Below are 17,681 nucleotides of genomic sequence, written 5' to 3' on the forward strand. Positions count from 1 at the left end.
GGACGGTGCCGCGCCATGGTGGCGCGGTCAGGGCTGGGGGAGCAGGATCTGGTCCGGGCCGCTCCGCAGCCGCAGCAGGGGCAGTAGTTCGGCCACCGGGTGCGGCCGATGGGACGCGATGCCGGGTGGGGCCGGGGCGAGCGGGACGAGGAGGTCGGCGGGGGCCGGCTGCCCGCCGGAGGCCTCGGCACCGGTCTCCGCGCGCAGCCAGAGGGTGAGCATGTAGAGCCCCGGTACGGAGAGCAGCCGGGGCTGGTAGGCCGTCGGCAGGGCGGCGGCCTGGGCCAGGGCGCGTTCGGTCGAGGCGATGTACGGCCCTTCGAAGAAGTGGGAGAAGGCCCAGCCGTCCGCGGTGAGCACGGTTTCGGCCGCCGCCACGGCCCGATCGGCGTTCCGGATCAGGAAACGCCAACCGGTCAGTCGGGAACGTGGTGGCTCCTGCCGCCCGTCGACGTGTTCGAGCACATGGACCGGTAGTGGTGAGTCCGGGCTCAGCGGGCCTGTCTGGGAGCTCAGCGCGGGCGTGCGGTCCCGGTGGACGGCGGTCGGAGAACCAAGGGCCGTGACAGCACACCGTAGGGCGGGCTCGGGCGCCGGAAGGGCAAGCAGCGGCATGGTCGGGTCGCCTCTCACTTCTGAAAGACACGGTTTTGCGAACGCACGCGGACGACGATGTCAGCGGTGGGGGGTCAGCGGGCAGCCGAGTTGTGACCGATTACCGGCGGCGCGGTTTCGCTGACCGTACGCAATCCTATACGACAAGTGTTCGCCCGGTGTTTCGCCTAGCCGTTCCGCCATTCGCCGGCAAGGGCGTATCGAGTCTTTATGGCGAGGCGTTTGCGCTGGATCCATCCGGTGGCCGGCTGCGCTACCTCGCCTTTCGCTCCTGACAGGGTCGGCTGCTTTTCGTCTCTGCTTCACGGGGCAAAGGCCGGGCGCCGTGTGCGGTGGAGATGGCATGCCAAGAATATGGCGACGGTGCGGATCTCGCGTCACGAATCCGGTTTTCCATGCCTGCTCGACGGGGCGGCGGCCCCTCCGTTCACGAGGAATCGAGACCACCCCTCGGATCGGGCGGGACGGAGGCGTGCCCGCCACACCCGGCCGGTTCCGCACCGAGATGCGAGGCGCCGGAGGTGGGCGCAGTCTGGAAGGGCACACACCGGCTGAGTGAGGAGTGCTCAATGGCTGACGACGGCGCGATGGACAAGATCAAGGGCAAGGCGAAAGAGATGGTCGGGAAGGCCAAGCACGACAAACAGATGAGTTCGGAGGGCGACACCGACCAGATGAAGGGCAAGGCCAAGGAAGGCATGGAGGAGGCCAAGAAGCGCGCCTCCGGCATGAAGGACTCGATGAAGCAGGAGAAGGGCAAGGGCAAGGACCAGCAGTAGCGGGTAACGACCGCGAAGCGGTCCCGCCGCAGCCGGTCGCTGCGGTCCGTCGGGCCGTCGACGCCGAGGGGACGGAATCTGCGGCCGTCCTTCTCGGCATCGACGGCGGCCCGACCGCGTTCTGCCTTCCGGAGCAAGCGCTGGGCGTGCCGGTACCGGCACGCCCAGAGTCGTCGGTCAGGGTCGTCGGAAAATTGCGTGGGCGCGCCCGAGTCAGCGGCCCGACCTTTCCGACCAGGGTCGACGGCTGCTGTGACCGGTCTCGACCGGGGTCGGGAGAGGACTCCGGGCGAGGTTGGGCGACCCATGGGCATCTGGCCTCCACAGGGCGTTATGAACCACACTGCCTGGGCAGCATCGGTGCACGGCCCGCTTGAGGAGGCGCTTCGATGGGTGAGAAGGTCGCGGCGGGCGGGTTCGACCTGTCCGATCCGCAGCGGTACCGCGAGAAGTTGCACCAGTGTCTCGCGGGGCTGGAGCGGCTGTTGGAGGAGAAGCGTTTCGACCGCCCCAAGAACCTGATGGGTCTGGAGATCGAACTGAACCTCGCCGGGGCCGACGGAATGCCCCGGATGCTGAACGCGGAGGTCCTCGACCGGATCTCCAGCGGGGATTTCCAGACGGAACTCGGCCAGTTCAACCTTGAAGTGAATATCGTGCCCCACCGGCTGACGGGCCGCGTTCTGGACCAGCTCGCCGAGGAGCTCCGAACTGGTCTCTCGTACGCCGATCGCAAGGCCAACGAAGTCTCCGCGGGCATAGTGATGATCGGTATCCTGCCCACGCTCACCGCTCCGGACCTGGTCTCGGGAAACCTCACCGCGGTCGACCGGTACACCCTGCTGAACGACCGGATCATCGCCGCGCGGGGCGAGAACATATTCCTCGACATCGAGGGCGTCGAGCGGCTGACGTACACCAGCGGGTCGATCGCCCCCGAGGCGGCCTGCACCTCCGTGCAGTTGCACCTCCAGGTGACCCCCGGTCGATTCGCCTCGGTGTGGAACGCGGCACAGGCGGTGGCAGCCGTACAGATCGCCGTCGGCGCCAACGCGCCGTTCCTGTTCGGTAGGGAGCTCTGGCGCGAGTCCAGGCCACCGCTTTTCCTGCAGTCCACGGACACCCGGCCGCCCGAGTTGAAAGCCCAGGGGGTCCGCCCCCGGACCTGGTTCGGGGAACGATGGGTCGACTCGGCCCGGGATCTGTTCGAGGAGAACCTCCGCTACTTCCCCGCCCTGCTGCCGATCTGCGACGAGGAGGACCCGATGCGGGTCATCGAGGCCGGCGGTGTGCCCAGCCTCCAGGAACTCGTTCTGCACAACGGCACCGTCTACCGTTGGAACCGGCCGGTCTACGGGGTCGCCGACGGCCTGCCCCACCTCCGGGTGGAGAACCGGGTGCTCCCCGCCGGGCCCACCGTGGACGATGTCATCGCCAACGCCGCCTTCTACTACGGGCTGGTGCGCGCCCTGGCCGACGAGTCCCGCCCGGTGTGGTCCCGGCTGCCCTTCCAGGACGCGGCCGCCAACTTCGACACCGCGTGCCGCTACGGCATCGACGCCACCTTGCGCTGGCCCCGGTCGGGGCGCACCGGGGGAGTGGCCGAGGTCCCGGCGGCCCGACTCGTCCAGGAAGAGCTGTTGCCCCTGGCGGCAGCCGGCCTGGACGCCTGGCAGGTGGCGCCGGCCGACCGGGACCGGTACCTGGGGATCATCGAGGAACGGTGCCGGCGACGGGCCAACGGCGCGTCCTGGCAGGCGGCGGTCTTCCACCGCGCCATGGAGCGCGGGCTCGACCGGAGATCCGCGCTGGCCGCGACCACCCGGCGCTACTGTGAGCTGATGAGAACCGGGGAACCGGTGCACGCCTGGCCCATCTCCTTCCCCGGCTGAGCCACCCGGGACCGGGGGCGGCCGTCAGCCGCCTCTCCCGGAGCGGCGCCCCGAAGGCGCCGCCGTGCCCCCGCGGGTGTAGGAAGAGGCAGGGCCGCGCGGACGGCGTCGCCGTCGGAACGTCACCGATCCGACCCCGCGCCGAGCCCCGGCACAGTGGTGGGCGATGAGACGGCCCGGCGTAACGGGAGGCAAGTGTGCAGGCAGAACCGGGTCGGACGGTCGATCCCCCACTCCTCCCGGGGCTCTCGCCGCGCACACTGCGCCAGGAGACGCTGCTTGTGCTGGGACTGTCGCTCGGAGCGAGCGCCGTCTCGGCCCTGATCAGCTTCGTCGGTTCGGTGACCGCACCGGGCGGCCTCCAGGACCGGGCCGCCAAGCTCAACGTCTCCCGCGCCCCCGGGCGTCCCTGGCTCGACCTGGCCTGGCAGCTCTTCAGCATCGGCACCGCCCTGCTCCCGGTGGCCCTGGTGGCCTACCTGCTGCTGCGGGAGGGCGCCGGGGGGCTGCGGGCGATCGGCCTGGACCGCCGCAGGCCGATGTTCGACCTGAGCCGCGGCGCGGCGCTCGCGGCAGCGGTGGGAGGCACCGGTCTCCTGTTCTACCTGGCCGTTTGGTCGGTCGGCGGGAACCTCACGGTGGTGCCGGAGTCGCTGCCGTCGGTGTGGTGGAAGTTCCCGGTACTCATCGCCTCCGCTCTGCAGAACGCCCTGCTGGAGGAGGTCGTCGTGGTCGGCTACCTCCTGCGCAGACTGGCGCAGCTGGGGTGGACGCCGCTCGCCGCTCTGGCCGCGAGTTCCGTGCTGCGCGGTTCCTACCACCTCTACCAGGGCGTCGGAGGACTGGTCGGCAACATGGCCATGGGTGTGCTCTTCGTGCTCCTCTACCGTCGCTGGGGGAGGGTCGGCCCGCTGGTGGCCGCACACGCACTGATCGACATCGTGGCCTTCGGCGGCTACGCGCTGCTGGCCGGAGAGGTCAGCTGGCTCCCCACCGCCTGACCCCCGGAGCGGCCCGGACGGTCGTCGTCGGCCTACCCGGGCCGCCGGCCGGGTAGGCCCGGGTCACCAGCCCGGGAGCAACTCGCCGTCGACGACGGTGACCGCTTCCCCGGTGAGCAGCGTGCGTTCACCCCGCAACCCGGTACGCACCAGCCCGGTGCGCGCTGAGACCTGCAGGCCCGTCAACTCCTCCCGCCCCATGCGCGGCGACCAGAACGGTGCCAGAGCGGTGTGGGCGCTGCCGGTGACCGGGTCCTCGTCGATACCGACGGCCGGACCGAAGAAGCGCGAGACGTAGTCATAGCCCCGCCGCCGGTCAGCGGCCGGCGCGGTGACGATGACGCCCCGGTGGCTTAGTCGGCCGATGGCCGCGAAGTCCGGGGCGACCGAGCGGACGGTGGCCTCGTCGGCGAGTTCCAGCAGGAGGTCTCCGCAGTGCGGCCCGGTGTCGTGAGCCGAGAGGGGCTCCGCGCCCAGCGCCGCGCCGACCGTGGCCGGTACGCCGACAGGGGAGAGCGGAGCCGTCGGGAAGTCCATGGTGATGGAACCGTCCGCGCCGGGCGTCGCGGACAGGACGCCGCTGCGGGTGGCGAAGCGAACGCCTCCGGTGGCGGCCCCGGTGCCGCGGAGTACGTGGGCCGTCGCCAGTGTCGCGTGGCCGCACAGGTCGACCTCGGTCACCGGGGTGAACCAGCGGAGCGCCCAGTCGGCCCCGGTACCGGAGGCGAGGGGGTGGGCGAACGCCGTCTCGGCGAGGTTGACCTCGGCGGCCACTTGTTGGAGCCACCCGTCCTCGGGGAAGCCGCCCCGTTCGAGGAGCACCACCCCGGCCGGGTTGCCGGAGAAGGGGCGGTCGGTGAAAGCGTCGACGATTCGGATGCGCATGGAGAGGACCCTAAGGTCTCGGATCGGTGGCCCCCTCGGCTCTACGGCAGCGGTTCCCGGTGGCCCGTCTCCAACCAGGCGCTCAACGAGTCGCCGTCCCGCACGACTTCGGCGCCGAGTCCGACGAGAAGACGCTGGGCCGCGGTGTTCTCCGCCTTCGTGTTCGCCAAGACCCTCCGAAAGCCGTCGGCGCCCGCCCGCTGCACAAGTTGCCGGAGCGCCGCCCCGCCCACGCCGACCCCGCGCACCGGACGGCCCAGCCAGATTCCGGCCTCGGCCGCGTGCGGCTTTTGGGGCACCGGGCGAAGCCGGGCGGCGCCGACCACGGACCGCCCCACGAGCACGGCGTACGTCGCCTCCACCGGATCGGCGGCCAAGGCCCGGGAGCGGTGGAACCGAAGGAAGGCGGTCCGCCGCTCCGGAGTCCAACCGGGCGGTCCGGGAGTCGCCGGCATCACCTCACGGGGCTCCGCGTCGGCGACGGCGGTGGCCAGCAACTCCTCCAAGAGGGCGGCGTCGAGCGGGCGGAGCGTGACATCGGGGCGCATGGTCGCAGCCTTCCACCGGGGTGGGGCGTCCGGCCAAGGGTTTTCCGCTCCGGGGCCGGCCCGACGCCGTGCTGACGTCCGGGGCCACCCCGGACGGCGCCCCCGTACCCGCCTGCGATGATGACCCGATGCAGGTTTCCCAGCGAAGGAGCGCGGGTCTCGGACTCGCCCTCGCCTCGGCGTTCGCGTTCGGCGGCTCCGGAGTCGCCGCCAAACCACTGATCGAGTCGGGGCTGGCACCCCTGGACGTGGTCTGGCTGCGGGTCGCCGGCGCCGCGCTCGTCATGCTTCCGCTGGCCTGGCGGCACCGGGACCTGGTCCGCCGCCGCCCGGGGCTCCTGCTCGGCTTCGGTCTGCTCGCCGTCGCGGGCGTCCAGGCCTGCTACTTCGCCGCGATCTCCCGCATCCCGGTGGGCGTGGCCCTGCTGGTCGAGTACCTGGCGCCGGCGCTCGTTCTCGGCTGGGTACGGTTCGTACAGCGCAGGCCGGTGACCAGGGCGGCCGCGGTGGGGGTCGTCTTGGCGGTCGGCGGGCTGGCCTGCGTCGTGGAGGTCTGGGCCGGTCTCCGCTTCGACGCCGTCGGACTGCTGCTCGCCCTGGGTGCCGCCGGCTGTCAGGTCGGCTACTTCGTCCTCTCCGACCACGGCAGCGCCGGGGAGGACGCGGCGGATCCCATCGGGGTGATCGCTCACGGACTGGTGGTCGGCGCCGCTGTGCTCACCGTGCTCGCCCAGCCGTGGCGGATGGAGTGGTCGGTGCTCGCCGCGCGGTCGACGATGGGGGGCACGGCGGTGTCCGCCGTGCTGCTGGTGGCCTAGATCGTCCTGGTGGCGACGGTGCTGGCCTATCTGACCGGGGTGCTGGCGATCCGGCGGCTCTCGCCGCAGGTGGCCGGAGTGCTGGCCTGCCTGGAGGCGGTCGTGGCTACGGTGCTCGCCTGGGTGCTGCTCCGCGAACACCTCTCGGCCCCCCAGCTGATCGGTGGCGCGGTGGTGCTGGCCGGTGCCTTCGTCGCACAGACTTCCACGCCCAAGGCGGTCGACGGCCAGGCGGTGGCCGGCTCCGCGCCGGTGGCCCGGACGGCGGACGAGACCGCGGGTCAAGCCGGCTGAGCGGCCACCCCTTCCGACTGCCGGGCCGGTCGAACCGGCCCCGTGCGCGCCCAACCGACCTCGCGGCGGCCGGGTCGACCCGGAGTGTCCGTGCCCGAGGGGGTGCCTGTGCCGGGCAGGCGGGCGGCTCATCGGTGTCGGCGCGTCAGGTGGGCAGTCGCCCGCCATCCCATCGGGCGGGTCGGGGGCTGCGGCGATCGGGGGAGTGGGGCGGGTACCGCCGGTTCCGGCAGCATCGGCGCGGGAGGTGGGCCGTTGACACCGCGTGCCAGGGCTTCTAGCGTTTCGCCAACCGGGTTACTAAGCGGTTGCTCACTAAGATCGGGGTGCTGATCGCACCGAACCGGACAGCCGGCGTCGCAGTGAGCCGCACCAGCAGTCGAGCGCGAGGAGAGTTCCGCATGTCAACCACCGACCAGCGGGTCGCCGTCGTCACGGGCGCCGCCCGCGGAATCGGCGCGGCCACCGCCCTGCGCCTGGCCGGAGAGGGGCGCGCCATCGCCGTGCTGGACCTCGACGCGGAGGCCTGCGCGGAGACCGTGGCGCAGATCGACGCCGCCGGCGGCCGGGCGCTCGCCGTAGGCTGCGACGTCTCCGACGCCGGGCAGGTGCGGTCGGCGGTGGACCGGATCGCCACGGAGTTGGGTGCACCGCAGATCCTGGTGAACAACGCCGGAGTGCTCCGCGACAACCTGCTCTTCAAGATGAGCGACAGCGACTGGGACACCGTCATGAACGTGCACTTGCGCGGTGCCTTCCTCATGACGCGCGCCTGCCAGTCGCACATGGTCGACAGCGGTTTCGGGCGGATCGTGAACCTCTCCAGCAGTTCCGCGCTGGGCAACCGGGGCCAGGCCAACTACTCCGCCGCCAAGGCGGGGCTCCAGGGCTTCACCAAGACCCTGGCCAAGGAACTCGGCAAGTTCGGTGTCACCGCCAACTCCGTCGCCCCGGGGTTCATCGCGACCGACATGACTGCCGCCACGGCGGCGCGGGTCGGTATGGGCTTCGAGGACTTTCAGGCGGCCGCCGCCAGCCAGATCCCGGTGCAACGGGTCGGCCGCCCCGAGGACATCGCCAACGCGATCGCCTTCTTCACCGGGGAGGCGGCCGGCTTCGTCTCCGGGCAGGTGCTGTACGTCGCCGGTGGCCCGCTCGACTGAGGAGGCAGCGGAGGATGACCGAGGAGATCAGGCCCGACAGCTGGCGCGTCGCACTGGTCACGGGGGCGAGCCGGGGCATCGGGTACGGCATCGCCGAGGCCCTGGTGGCCCGGGGCGACCGGGTGTGCATCACCGGGCGGGACCAGGAAGCCTTGCGGGAGGCCGCCGAGCGACTCGGCGCCGACCGGGTGATCGGGGTCGCCGGCAAGGCGCACGACACGGACCACCAGCGGGCCGTCGTCGAGCAGGTCATGGAGGCCTTCGGCCGGGTCGACTACCTGGTCAACAACGCGGGCAGCAACCCGGTCTTCGGACCGATGGCCGATCTCGACCTGGCGGCCGCCCGCAAGGTCTTCGAGATCAACGTCTTCTCGGCGCTCGGCTTCGCCCAGCAGACCTGGAGGGCCTGGCAGAAGGAGCACGGCGGCGCGATCGTCAACATCGCCTCCGTCGCCGGGGTCTCCGCATCGCCGTTCATCGGGGCCTACGGGATGAGCAAGGCCGCCATGGTCAACATGACGCTCCAACTGGCGCACGAGTTCTCCCCTGGTGTGCGGGTCAACGCGCTCGCCCCCGCCGTCGTCAAGACCCGGTTCGCCAAGGCGCTCTACGAGGGACGAGAGGAGGAGGCGGCCGCCTCCTACCCGCTCGGACGCCTCGGAGCGCCGGAGGACGTCGCCGGCGCCGCGGAGTTCCTGCTCTCGGAACGGGCCGGCTGGATCACCGGCCAAACCCTCCTCATCGACGGCGGGATCTTCCTCAACGCCGGCCTCGGTTGACCGGCGGCCGCGGCCCCCGGAACCGAACCGGCGGCTGCGGCTCGGCGGGACTTGTCAGTGACCCCCGGTAGGTTCCTCTTACCAAGGTGGAACCATCCCGGAGGCAATGAAGTGATCGAAACGCTGCCCGAATCCTGGCGCGCCGTTCTCGGGCAGGAACTCGAAAAGCCGTACTTCCAGGAGCTCTCGGCGTTCCTGGCGGAGGAACGGGCCAGGGGACCGGTCTACCCGCCGGTCGAAGAGGTCTTCGCCGCGCTGGAGGCCACCCCCTACGACCGGGTGAAAGTACTGGTCCTCGGGCAGGACCCGTACCACGGTGAGGGGCAGGGCCACGGCCTGTGCTTCTCGGTCCGCCCGGGCGTCAGGACCCCGCCCTCACTGCGGAACATCTACCGGGAGATGCACGAGGACCTGGGCCACCCCGTGCCGGACAACGGTTACCTGATGCCGTGGGCTCGACAGGGCGTGCTCCTGCTCAACGCGGTGCTGACGGTCCGGGCCGGAGAAGCGAACTCGCACAAGGGCAAGGGCTGGGAGAAGTTCACCGACGCCGTCATCGGCGCTGTGGCGCGCCGCCCCGAGCCGGCTGTCTTCGTGCTGTGGGGCAACTACGCCAAGAAGAAGCTGCCGCTGATCGACACCGATCGGCACGCGGTCGTCCAGGGAGCGCACCCCTCCCCGCTGTCGGCCAGGAAGTTCTTCGGCAGCCGACCGTTCAGCCAGATCGACAAGGCACTCGCGGACCAAGGACACGCGCCTGTCGACTGGCGCATCCCGAGCCTTTGAGCCTGTGATGGTTCCGGCACGGGCTTCTGGCCGGTCCGGGACGGCGGGCGGGGCGGCCAGACGAGCCCCACGGAGCGAGGAGAAGGAGGCGCAGGTGGCGGAGGAGCGGCGGGAGGTCGAGGCTGTGAACGCGGTCATGACCAGGATCGGTCAGGCCGTCATGTTGCACCGGGCAGGTGACCGGGAAGAGGCACGGAACCGTTTCGCATGGCTCTGGGAGGAACTCGGCGAGGAGGGGGACCCCGTCGAGCGCTGCACCCTCGCCCACTACATGGCCGACACACAGGACGATCCCGTCCAGGCGCTCACCTGGGACCTGCGGGCACTGGCGGCCGCCGACGACGGCCTCGACGACGCCCGCAGCCGGCGGCGGCTCTCACCCGCCATCCGCTGCCTCTACCCCTCGCTCCACCTCAACCTGGCCGCCGACTACGACAGACTGGGCCGGCCGGACGAGGCCCGCGCGCAGCTGGCCAGGGCCCGGAGCACAGCGGCGGCGCTCGCCGAGGACGAGTACGGGGACGGTGTCCGAGCGGCGATCCACCGTTGGGAGCAACGCCTGTCCGGCGGTGCCGATCAGTTGCCGTAGACCTGCCGGCAGGCCTGGGCCTCCTCACTGCCGTGCTGCCACCGGCCGTACCGTTCGCCCAGGTCGCAGATGCCGGTGTCGGGCTTCTCCCCGGTGGGCGCGGCGGACACCTCCCAGCCCGGTGCCCGGCCGGCTCGCTGTGCGGCGCTGCCCGACTTCTCCTGTTCGCCCTCCGCGGTGCGGCGGGCAGCGGGCGGAGGAGGCGCGGCGGCTTCGGGAGGCGGTGGCTGGGGAGCCGGCGGGCGGTGCCCCGAGAGCCCGCCGGGGAGCGGGGTGGCGGCTCCCTCCGGAGCCGGCGACTCCTCGCCCGGCGGACGGGCCGGCCTCGGGGCGGAGGGCGACGCAGTGGGTCCGCCGGTCTCGTCCGAACCGCCGGACAGCGTCACGCACCCCGTCAGTACCGGGGCCACCAGAAGGGTCATCACTGCTGCACGTCGCACACCGCAACAGTGCAGGAGGGACGGGCGTCGTACGGTGTCAGCACAGCGCGATGGCCCTTATGAGTGACAGCCGGCTCACTCTCCCGTAGTACCGTCGACGCGCTCGCGGATCAGGTCGGCGTGCCCGTTGTGCCGGGCGTACTCCTCGATCATGTGGACGTAGATCCACCGCAGCGAATACCGCTCACCGCGCCTGGTGCCGGTGCTCAGGTCGTCCAGTGAGCGGTCCGTCACGGTTTCCCTGGCCGCGGTCACCTCCCGGTGCCAGGTCCGGTGGACCTCATCCCAGCCGTCGTCGGCGGTGACACGGAAGTCGCCGTCCAGATCCTCGTCGCTGTAGTAGAGCGGTGGCGCTTCCTCCCCGCCCAGCACCCGGCGGAACCACGCCCGCTCGACCTCCGCCATGTGCCGCAGAAGGCCGAGCAGCGTCAGGGGCGAGAGCGGAACGGCGGCCTGCCGCAGCCGTGCGTCATCCAGGCCGGCGCACTTCCGGAGCAACGTGGCGCGATGGAAGTCGAGCCAGCTCTCCAACATGCGCCGCTCCCCGGCGACGAGAGGGGGATCGATCCGTTCCGGGACAGCGGGACCAGTGGATGTCGTCATGGGCTCACAGTGGACCCGGAACAGCCCGGTCCGCCACGGGTTTTCGCTCCCCCGAGGCGCCCGGACGCCGAGCCGGACCCGCCTCGCCTCCTGACAGCGGGCCCCGCGGTGCCGTCGGTCTCCCGTTACCCGCCGCGGGGATCCGGAGGACGCCCCCGCAGAGCCGGCGGGAAGCATTCCCACGGGCCGTTCCTCACCCCGGCGGGCGCGTCGCCGGCGTCTCGGCCGGCTGGCCGGGCTCCAGCCGCGGCATCGGGCGCCGCCGGGCCAGGAGCCGGAAGGCCTCCCACGCCCCGAACGCGCCGACAGCACCCAGTGCCGTCCAGACGATCCAGTCGCCGAAGCGGACGTACGGACTGCTGCCCACACCCAGCGGCACCTCGTACACCGCCGCCCCGCTGCCGGTGGTCGAGAGCCGTTCGCCGACCTGCTCGCCCCCCGGGCCGTAGACCGCGCTCACCCCCGTGAGGGTGGCGTGGACCACCGGCCGCCAGCTCTCCGCCGCCCGCAGGGCCGCCAACGAGGCGTGCTGCCACGGCGCCCAGCTGTGCTGGAAGCTCGACGTGGAGGACTGGACGACCAGCACCGCGCTGCCGCGCCGCACGAGACGCCTGCCCATGTCGGGGAAGGCGGACTCGAAGCAGACCAGGGGGCCGATCCGCGGCCCGCCGCCGTCGGTCGGCTCCATCACCACCGGGGCGGCGCCACGCATCCGGTCCTCCCCGGCTGCCTTGCCCAGCGAGGTGACCCAGCCCAGCAGCGAGCGGGCCGGAACGTACTCGCCGAAGGGCACCAGCCGCATCTTGTCGTAGCGCTGACCGTCCGGGCCCGCCGGCCCGATCAGCACCGAACTCTTGAAGATCCCCTGCCGGCCGGGGCGCCGCGCGTCCACGTTCACCAGGAGATCCGCGCCGACCCGCCGGGACAGCCGCCGCAGTCTGTCCCGCAGATCGGGGCGGTCCTCCAGGTCGTACCCCACGCTGCTCTCGCCCCAGACCACCAGTTCCACGCCGCGGCCGGCCAGCCGCCGCGTGAGGCGCTCCTGCAAGGCGAACCGCCGCTCCGCACCGGACGGACCAGCCACCACCCCCGGCTGCACGACGGCGACGCGCAAGTTTCCCGCGGACTGCGGAAGCGGCGTCCACACCCCCGCAGAGCCCACCACCCCAGCCCAGGCGAGCAGGGTCACCGCGGCGGAGGCACGCGCCGAGGGCACCGCCACCAGCACGGTGAGCGCGGTGTTCACCGCGACCACCACGAAACTCACCAGCCAGACCCCGCCGAGTGAGGCGAGCCGCAGCGCCGGCGGGAACTGCCACTGGCTGGAGCCCAGCAGCCCCCACGGGCCGCCCAGGTACTCCCAGGACCTGACCAGTTCGACCGCCAACCAGCCGGACGGCACCAGCAGCGTCGCGAGCACCGCGGCCCCGCCGCGGGGACGGTCCGCCCCCAGCAACCGCCGGACGAGCAGGCCCCAGGGCGCCCACAACAACCCGAGCAGCCCGGCGAGGAGGAGCAGGAAGACGTGCAGACTCGGCAGCAGCCAGTGGTGGACGGCCAACATGAACCCGGTGCCGCCGAGCCAACCCCGGAGGGCAGCCCGGCGGCCACTGTCGGCCGAGCGCAGCAGCAGCAGCCAGGGCACCAGCGCCACCGGGGCCAGCCACCAGAGAGCCGGTGCGGGAAAGACGACCGCTGGCAGTCCACCGGCGAGTACGGCCGCGGACGTCGGCCAGCGGCCACGGGCGGGGACAGACCGGTCTCGACGCTCGGTACCGGCCTCCATGCTGCAATCCCTCCGCTCGCCGCGTGTGACGGTGCTCAGTCTGCGCGATGGCGACGCCCGCCGGAGGTGCACCTCGCGCACCCGGCCGGTCGCAGACAGACCAGGTGGGTGAAGCCTGCGGGCCTTCCGGCGGTCCGGCGCCGGGGGAGGCGGCAGGGTCAGGGAGCCAGGACCGCCAGCAGCCGGGCTGCCGCCGTCGACATCTCTTCCCGTGCGGGCGCCAGGTACCGGCGAGGGTCGACCAACGACGGCTGGTCGGCGAGGACCCTGCGCACCGCCGAGGTGAACGCGATGTTGAGCGCCGTACCGATGTTGATCTTCACCATGCCGGCGCCGACCGCCCGCCGCAGCTCCTGATCCGGCACACCCGAGGAACCGTGCAGCACCAGCGGAACGTGCACGGCCGCGGCGAGCCGGCAGATCAACTCGTGGTCCAGCGACGCGGTCCGCTCGGTCATGGCGTGCGAACTCCCAACCGCCACCGCCAGCGCGTCCACCCCTGTCTCCGCGACGTACCCGGCGGCCTCCACCGGATCGGTGCGGACACCGGGCGCGTGCGGGCCGTCCTTTCCACCCACCTCACCGAGTTCGGCCTCCAGCCAGACACCGCTCCGGTGCGCCAGCCGCACCGCCTCGGCCGTCGCGCGGACGTTCTCCCCGTAGGGCAGCCTCGAAGCGTCGAACATGACGGAGGAGACCGCCCGGGAGGCGATGGCGGACCGGAGCAGATCCGGGCTCTCCACGTGGTCGAGGTGGAGTGAGACGGGCACCGAGGCGCCTCGGGCCACGGCGGTGGAGCCTTCCAGCAGGGGCTCGGGGCGGCCGTGGAACCGCACCGCGTTCTCGCTGACCTGGAGCACCACCGGCAGAGCGGCCCGCTCAGCCGCTCGTACCACGGCGTTGGCGTGTTCGAGGGTGATGACGTTGAACGCGGCCAGGCCCCGGCCCGCGGCCCGTGCCTGGTCGACCAGTTCGGCGGTGGTGGCCAGCGGCATCGGTCAGCCCAGTACGACGGAGCGGGTGAGGTTGCGAGGCTCGTCCGGGTCGAGCCCCCGGGCCTCGGCAAGCGCGACGGCCAGGCGCTGCGCCCTGACCAGTTCCGCCATGGGGTCGACGCCGGCGTCCGCGACCAGCTCCCCGCCGACCCGGGAGACGTCCTCGGCGAGCCCGGGGGGCACCTCGCCGAGCATCCAGGCGACCCGCCCCGGACCGGTGATGCTGATCGGCCCGTGCCGGTACTCCATCGCCGGGTAGGCCTCCGTCCAGGCGCCCGCCGCCTCCCGCATCTTCAGCGCCGCCTCCTGGGCGAGTCCGTAGCCCCAGCCCGACCCTAGGAAGGTGTACTGCTCGGCCCCCAGCAGCGAGGCCGGCAGCGGCTTCGACAGCGTCCGCTCCGCGTCGGAGACGGCGGCCGCCAGATCCTCGCCCAGGTGGGCGCGGAGCAGCGCCAGGGCGCTGGTGGCGAAGCGGGTCTGCACCACCGAGCGCTCGTCGGCGAAGTCCAGGACGGCGATCGCGTCCGCGGACTCCGCCACCGGGGTCGCCGGGTCGGCTGTGATCGCGGCGGTCGGCACCCCGTCGAGCGTCGCGAGGAGCCGGAGCACCTCGGTGGTGGTTCCGGAGCGGGTGATCGCCAGAACCCGGTCGTAGCGGCGGCCTACCGGGAACTCCGAGGCCGGGAAGGCGTCGCTCTCACCCTGCCCCGACCCCTCCCGCAGGGCGGCATAGGCCTGGGCTATGAACCACGAGGTGCCGCAGCCGGTCACCGCGATCCGCTCACCGGGCCGGGGGAGCCCCCCCAGGGTGGGGGCCAGCGCTACGGACCGCCGCCAGCAGTCGGGCTGGGAGGAGATCTCTTCTGCGGTGCGGGAGATGGCCATGAGCGGGCTCCTCAACTCGGGCGAGCGAGCGCTGGTCGGTGCCCGGTGATTGTTCCACGCCCGGGGCGGCCAGCACAGCGCTCGTCGAGCGGAGCCGCCGGATCACCGCCTCACTCGGCCGGGGCCTCCGGTTCCTGCGAGATCCGGTACCGCAGCCTGTCGTTCTCGGTGTCGACGTCGATATGGCTGTGCGGCTGGAGTTCGCCGCTGAGCAGCATCCGCGAGAGCTGGTTGTCGACTTCCCGCTGGATCGTCCTGCGCAGCGGCCGTGCTCCGTACTCCGGCTGGTAGCCCCGGTGCGCCAGCCAGTCGACGGCGGCCGGGGTGAAGTCGACCGTCATGTCCTGGGCCCGCAGCCGCCGCCTGGTCTCCTCAAGGAGCAGGTCGGTGATGCGCCGCAACTGGTCGTCGGTGAGCCTGCGGAAGATGACGATCTCGTCGATCCGGTTCAGGAACTCCGGCCGGAAGTGCTCGCGCAGCGGCCGGAGCACCCGCTCCCGGCGCGCAGCCTCGTCCGCCTCCAGGTCACCGGGGCCGAAGCCCACCGCGGTACTCCGGCCCGTGAGGGCCTCCGAACCGAGGTTGCTGGTCATCACGATCACCGTGTTGGTGAAGTCGACGGTACGGCCCTGGGAGTCCGTCAACCGCCCGTCGTCCAGCACCTGGAGGAGGATGTTGAAGACATCCGGGTGCGCCTTCTCCATCTCGTCGAGGAGCAGCAACGAGTACGGGTGGCGGCGCACGGCTTCGGTGAACTGGCCGGCCTCCTCGTGTCCGACGTAGCCCGGAGGGGCACCGACCAGCCGGCTGACGGTGTGCTTCTCCTGGTACTCGCTCATGTCCAGCCGGACCATCCGGTCCTCACTCCCGAACAGCGCTTCGGCCAGCGCGCGGGCGAGCTCGGTCTTGCCGACGCCCGTCGGCCCCAGGAAGAGGAAGCTCCCGATCGGGCGCTGCGGACTGGACAGCCCGGTGCGGGACCGCAGTACGGCGTCGGAGACCGCGGTCACCGCCTCGTCCTGGCCGATCACCCGCTGGTGGAGGTGCTCCTCCAGACCGAGCAGCCGGTCCTTCTCCTCCTCGGTGAGGGTGCTGACCGGGATCCCCGTCTGCCGGGAGACGATGTCGGCGATGTCGTCGACGGCGACCTCGGCGATCCGTCCGTTGGGATGCTTCTCGTTGCCCTGCCGGATCCGCTGGTCGAGATCGGCTATCCGGTCCCGGAGCCGGGAGGCCTCCTCGTACTGCTCGGCGGCGACGGCCTGGTCCTTGTCGCGGTTCAGCTGCTCGAGCTGGCGCTCCAGGGCGCGCACGTCGGTACCGCGCGTCGAACTGCGCAGCCGGACCCGGGCACCGGCCTGGTCCATCAGGTCGATGGCCTTGTCCGGCAGGAAGCGTTCGGTGAGGTAGCGGTCCGAGAGCTCGACGGCGGCCAGCAGCGCCTCGTCGGTGTAACGCACCTGGTGGTGCGCCTCATAGCGGTCGCGCAGCCCGCGCAGGATCTCCAGGGCGTCCGCGGAGGTGGGCTCGGGGACGAGGATCGGCTGGAAGCGGCGGGCGAGTGCCGCGTCCTTCTCGATGTTGCGGCGGTACTCCTCGAGCGTCGTGGCGCCGATGACGTGCAGTTCACCGCGGGAGAGCGGTGGCTTGAGCATGTTGCTGGCGTCCATCGAACCGCCTTCTCCGCCCCCGCCGCCGGCTCCGGCGCCGACGAGGGTGTGCAGCTCGTCGAGGAAGACGATCAGCTTCTCGGAGTTGGCCCGGATCTCCTCGATCAGAGCGTTCATCCGCTCCTCGAAGTCACCGCGGTAGCGGGTGCCGGCCACCACGGCCGACAGGTCGAGCTGGACCACGCACCGGTCGAGCAGGATGTCGGGCACGTCGCCGTCGTTGATGCGGTGGGCGAGCCCCTCGACCACCGCGGTCTTGCCGACTCCGGCCTCGCCGATGAGCACGGGGTTGTTCTTTCCGCGGCGGGCGAGCACCTCGACGGTCTGCTCGATCTCCTGCTCCCGGCCGATCACCGGGTCGATCCGGCCCTCCCGGGCGAGCTGGGTCAGGTCGCGGCCGTACTTGTCGAGGTTGGGTGTGTTTCCGGCGCCGGTGGTGGTCCGCTGTTCCGGGCCGCCGGGTGCCTGGCCCCCCGGTTGCGCGTGCCTGGGGTCGATGCGGGCGGTGTGCAGGATGTGACCGGCGGTGGAGTCAGGGTTGGCGGCGAGGGCGGCCAGCAGGTGTTCCGGGCCGATGTACGAGGCGCCGGCGGACCGGGCGACGTCATGGGCGTCGAGCAGGGCGCGTTTGACCGCGGGGCTGACCGCGACGGTGTTCCGCGCCGGTCCCTCTCCGACCTCCCGGTCGATCTCCTCGGCGAGTTCGTCGGGGTCGGCCCCCGCCCGGGCGATCATCTCGCGGGTCGGCTCACTGCTGAGAGCCGCCCGCAGCAGGTGTTCGGTGTCCAGGTCGGGGCTGCCGTGGTCGGCGGCGTAGGAGGCGGCGGCCGAGACGAGCTGCCGCGCCGGTTCGCTCATCAACCGTCCGAAGTCCAGGTAACGGGGCGCCGACTGTCTTCCGCCGGGGGTCGCGCCGAGGAATCGAGCGATGAAGTCTCCGATCGGGTCCCGACCGTAGTCTTCGGGACCCGGGTACCCGCTGGTCATAGGTCTCCGTCCCGCCGGCCCCGCGACCGGGCCTGGCTGTCGCGGATCGTTGCGCCCAGCCGGGTTCCCGCGTGTGCCGCCCCGACACCTGTCACCGTGGCCTTCCCTGTCCGGCCTCGGAGAGGGGCGGAAGGCATCCGCCCGTCGGGAACGGCGACGCCGACCG

General features: G+C 72.0%; 16 protein-coding genes and 1 pseudogene. 8 read left to right on the forward strand and 9 right to left on the reverse strand.

Annotated features, from left to right (window positions below):
* Nucleotides 1-27 precede the first annotated feature (27 nt).
* Nucleotides 28-615, reverse strand: coding sequence for a hypothetical protein (locus BGP73_RS20000; RefSeq protein WP_069816936.1), 588 nt, complete (start codon nt 613-615; stop codon nt 28-30).
* Between the two features lie 569 nt (nt 616-1,184).
* Between BGP73_RS20000 and BGP73_RS20005 the strand changes: the two genes are divergently transcribed.
* The 3 genes from BGP73_RS20005 to BGP73_RS20015 all read left to right on the forward strand — a co-directional run bounded on the left by BGP73_RS20005 (nt 1,185) and on the right by BGP73_RS20015 (nt 4,287).
* A complete protein-coding gene (locus tag BGP73_RS20005; RefSeq protein ID WP_069816938.1) occupies nt 1,185-1,394 on the forward strand; it encodes a CsbD family protein in 210 nt (69 codons plus the stop codon).
* A gap of 389 nt (nt 1,395-1,783) precedes the next feature.
* On the forward strand, nt 1,784-3,286 hold the full coding sequence (locus BGP73_RS20010; RefSeq protein WP_069816940.1) for a glutamate--cysteine ligase: 1,503 nt from the start codon (nt 1,784-1,786) through the stop codon (nt 3,284-3,286).
* Between the two features lie 197 nt (nt 3,287-3,483).
* Nucleotides 3,484-4,287, forward strand: a complete 804-nt coding sequence (locus tag BGP73_RS20015) for a CPBP family intramembrane glutamic endopeptidase (RefSeq protein WP_069816942.1) — start codon at nt 3,484-3,486, stop codon at nt 4,285-4,287.
* A 63-nt stretch (nt 4,288-4,350) separates the two neighbouring features.
* Here the strand turns inward: BGP73_RS20015 and BGP73_RS20020 are convergent, their stop codons facing one another.
* Nucleotides 4,351-5,172, reverse strand: a complete 822-nt coding sequence (locus BGP73_RS20020) for a PhzF family phenazine biosynthesis protein (RefSeq protein ID WP_069816944.1) — start codon at nt 5,170-5,172, stop codon at nt 4,351-4,353.
* A gap of 41 nt (nt 5,173-5,213) precedes the next feature.
* Nucleotides 5,214-5,720: a GNAT family N-acetyltransferase gene (locus tag BGP73_RS20025; protein ID WP_069816947.1), complete on the reverse strand. Its 507-nt coding sequence runs from the start codon at nt 5,718-5,720 to the stop codon at nt 5,214-5,216.
* A 128-nt stretch (nt 5,721-5,848) separates the two neighbouring features.
* On the opposite strand from BGP73_RS20025, the pseudogene BGP73_RS20030 reads away from it, so the two are divergent.
* The 5 genes and pseudogenes from BGP73_RS20030 to BGP73_RS20050 all read left to right on the forward strand — a co-directional run bounded on the left by BGP73_RS20030 (nt 5,849) and on the right by BGP73_RS20050 (nt 10,149).
* A pseudogene (locus BGP73_RS20030) lies at nt 5,849-6,832 on the forward strand (EamA family transporter).
* 401 nt (nt 6,833-7,233) lie between these two features.
* Nucleotides 7,234-7,995, forward strand: coding sequence for a 3-oxoacyl-ACP reductase FabG (gene fabG / locus BGP73_RS20035; protein ID WP_069816948.1), 762 nt, complete (start codon nt 7,234-7,236; stop codon nt 7,993-7,995).
* Nucleotides 7,996-8,009: 14 nt separating this feature from the next.
* Nucleotides 8,010-8,774 carry an SDR family oxidoreductase gene (locus tag BGP73_RS20040; RefSeq protein WP_069816950.1) on the forward strand — a complete coding sequence of 255 codons (765 nt, stop codon included), beginning with the start codon at nt 8,010-8,012 and terminating at the stop codon, nt 8,772-8,774.
* Between the two features lie 111 nt (nt 8,775-8,885).
* A complete protein-coding gene (ung, locus tag BGP73_RS20045; RefSeq protein WP_069816952.1) occupies nt 8,886-9,560 on the forward strand; it encodes a uracil-DNA glycosylase in 675 nt (224 codons plus the stop codon).
* 136 nt (nt 9,561-9,696) lie between these two features.
* Nucleotides 9,697-10,149: a tetratricopeptide repeat protein gene (locus BGP73_RS20050; RefSeq protein WP_069817092.1), complete on the forward strand. Its 453-nt coding sequence runs from the start codon at nt 9,697-9,699 to the stop codon at nt 10,147-10,149.
* Here BGP73_RS20050 and BGP73_RS20055 read toward each other — a convergent pair.
* The 6 genes from BGP73_RS20055 to BGP73_RS20080 form a co-directional block, all read right to left on the reverse strand.
* Complete coding sequence (locus BGP73_RS20055) at nt 10,137-10,589, reverse strand: hypothetical protein (protein WP_139134588.1); 453 nt, start codon at nt 10,587-10,589, stop codon at nt 10,137-10,139. The two genes, BGP73_RS20050 and BGP73_RS20055, sit on opposite strands and share 13 nt — an antisense overlap.
* A gap of 75 nt (nt 10,590-10,664) precedes the next feature.
* Complete coding sequence (locus BGP73_RS20060) at nt 10,665-11,192, reverse strand: DinB family protein (protein ID WP_069816956.1); 528 nt, start codon at nt 11,190-11,192, stop codon at nt 10,665-10,667.
* Between the two features lie 193 nt (nt 11,193-11,385).
* Nucleotides 11,386-12,978 (reverse strand): apolipoprotein N-acyltransferase, encoded by a 1,593-nt coding sequence (lnt, locus tag BGP73_RS20065; protein WP_069816958.1) that lies wholly within the window; start codon nt 12,976-12,978, stop codon nt 11,386-11,388.
* Between the two features lie 158 nt (nt 12,979-13,136).
* Nucleotides 13,137-13,973, reverse strand: a complete 837-nt coding sequence (locus BGP73_RS20070) for a class II fructose-bisphosphate aldolase (RefSeq protein ID WP_069816960.1) — start codon at nt 13,971-13,973, stop codon at nt 13,137-13,139.
* Nucleotides 13,974-13,976: 3 nt separating this feature from the next.
* Complete coding sequence (locus tag BGP73_RS20075; RefSeq protein WP_170837899.1) at nt 13,977-14,858, reverse strand: SIS domain-containing protein; 882 nt, start codon at nt 14,856-14,858, stop codon at nt 13,977-13,979.
* A gap of 110 nt (nt 14,859-14,968) precedes the next feature.
* Nucleotides 14,969-17,515 carry an ATP-dependent Clp protease ATP-binding subunit gene (locus BGP73_RS20080; protein ID WP_069816962.1) on the reverse strand — a complete coding sequence of 849 codons (2,547 nt, stop codon included), beginning with the start codon at nt 17,513-17,515 and terminating at the stop codon, nt 14,969-14,971.
* Between the last annotated feature and the right edge of the window lie 166 nt (nt 17,516-17,681).

The organism is Streptomyces sp. TP-A0874 (assembly GCF_001748085.1).
Classification (GTDB): domain Bacteria; phylum Actinomycetota; class Actinomycetes; order Streptomycetales; family Streptomycetaceae; genus Streptomyces.

What these genes read in the sequence shown, in the direction of transcription:
- fabG (WP_069816948.1), top strand. Translation starts at nt 7,234, where the DNA reads ATGTCAACCACCGACCAGCGGGTCGCCGTCGTCACGGGCGCCGCCCGC.
- BGP73_RS20010 (WP_069816940.1), top strand. Translation starts at nt 1,784, where the DNA reads ATGGGTGAGAAGGTCGCGGCGGGCGGGTTCGACCTGTCCGATCCGCAG.
- BGP73_RS20025 (WP_069816947.1), bottom strand. Translation starts at nt 5,720, where the DNA reads ATGCGCCCCGATGTCACGCTCCGCCCGCTCGACGCCGCCCTCTTGGAG.
- BGP73_RS20040 (WP_069816950.1), top strand. Translation starts at nt 8,010, where the DNA reads ATGACCGAGGAGATCAGGCCCGACAGCTGGCGCGTCGCACTGGTCACG.
- BGP73_RS20075 (WP_170837899.1), bottom strand. Translation starts at nt 14,858, where the DNA reads ATGGCCATCTCCCGCACCGCAGAAGAGATCTCCTCCCAGCCCGACTGC.
- BGP73_RS20070 (WP_069816960.1), bottom strand. Translation starts at nt 13,973, where the DNA reads ATGCCGCTGGCCACCACCGCCGAACTGGTCGACCAGGCACGGGCCGCG.
- BGP73_RS20050 (WP_069817092.1), top strand. Translation starts at nt 9,697, where the DNA reads ATGACCAGGATCGGTCAGGCCGTCATGTTGCACCGGGCAGGTGACCGG.
- BGP73_RS20080 (WP_069816962.1), bottom strand. Translation starts at nt 17,515, where the DNA reads ATGACCAGCGGGTACCCGGGTCCCGAAGACTACGGTCGGGACCCGATC.
- BGP73_RS20060 (WP_069816956.1), bottom strand. Translation starts at nt 11,192, where the DNA reads ATGACGACATCCACTGGTCCCGCTGTCCCGGAACGGATCGATCCCCCT.
- BGP73_RS20005 (WP_069816938.1), top strand. Translation starts at nt 1,185, where the DNA reads ATGGCTGACGACGGCGCGATGGACAAGATCAAGGGCAAGGCGAAAGAG.
- BGP73_RS20000 (WP_069816936.1), bottom strand. Translation starts at nt 615, where the DNA reads ATGCCGCTGCTTGCCCTTCCGGCGCCCGAGCCCGCCCTACGGTGTGCT.
- BGP73_RS20020 (WP_069816944.1), bottom strand. Translation starts at nt 5,172, where the DNA reads ATGCGCATCCGAATCGTCGACGCTTTCACCGACCGCCCCTTCTCCGGC.
- lnt (WP_069816958.1), bottom strand. Translation starts at nt 12,978, where the DNA reads ATGGAGGCCGGTACCGAGCGTCGAGACCGGTCTGTCCCCGCCCGTGGC.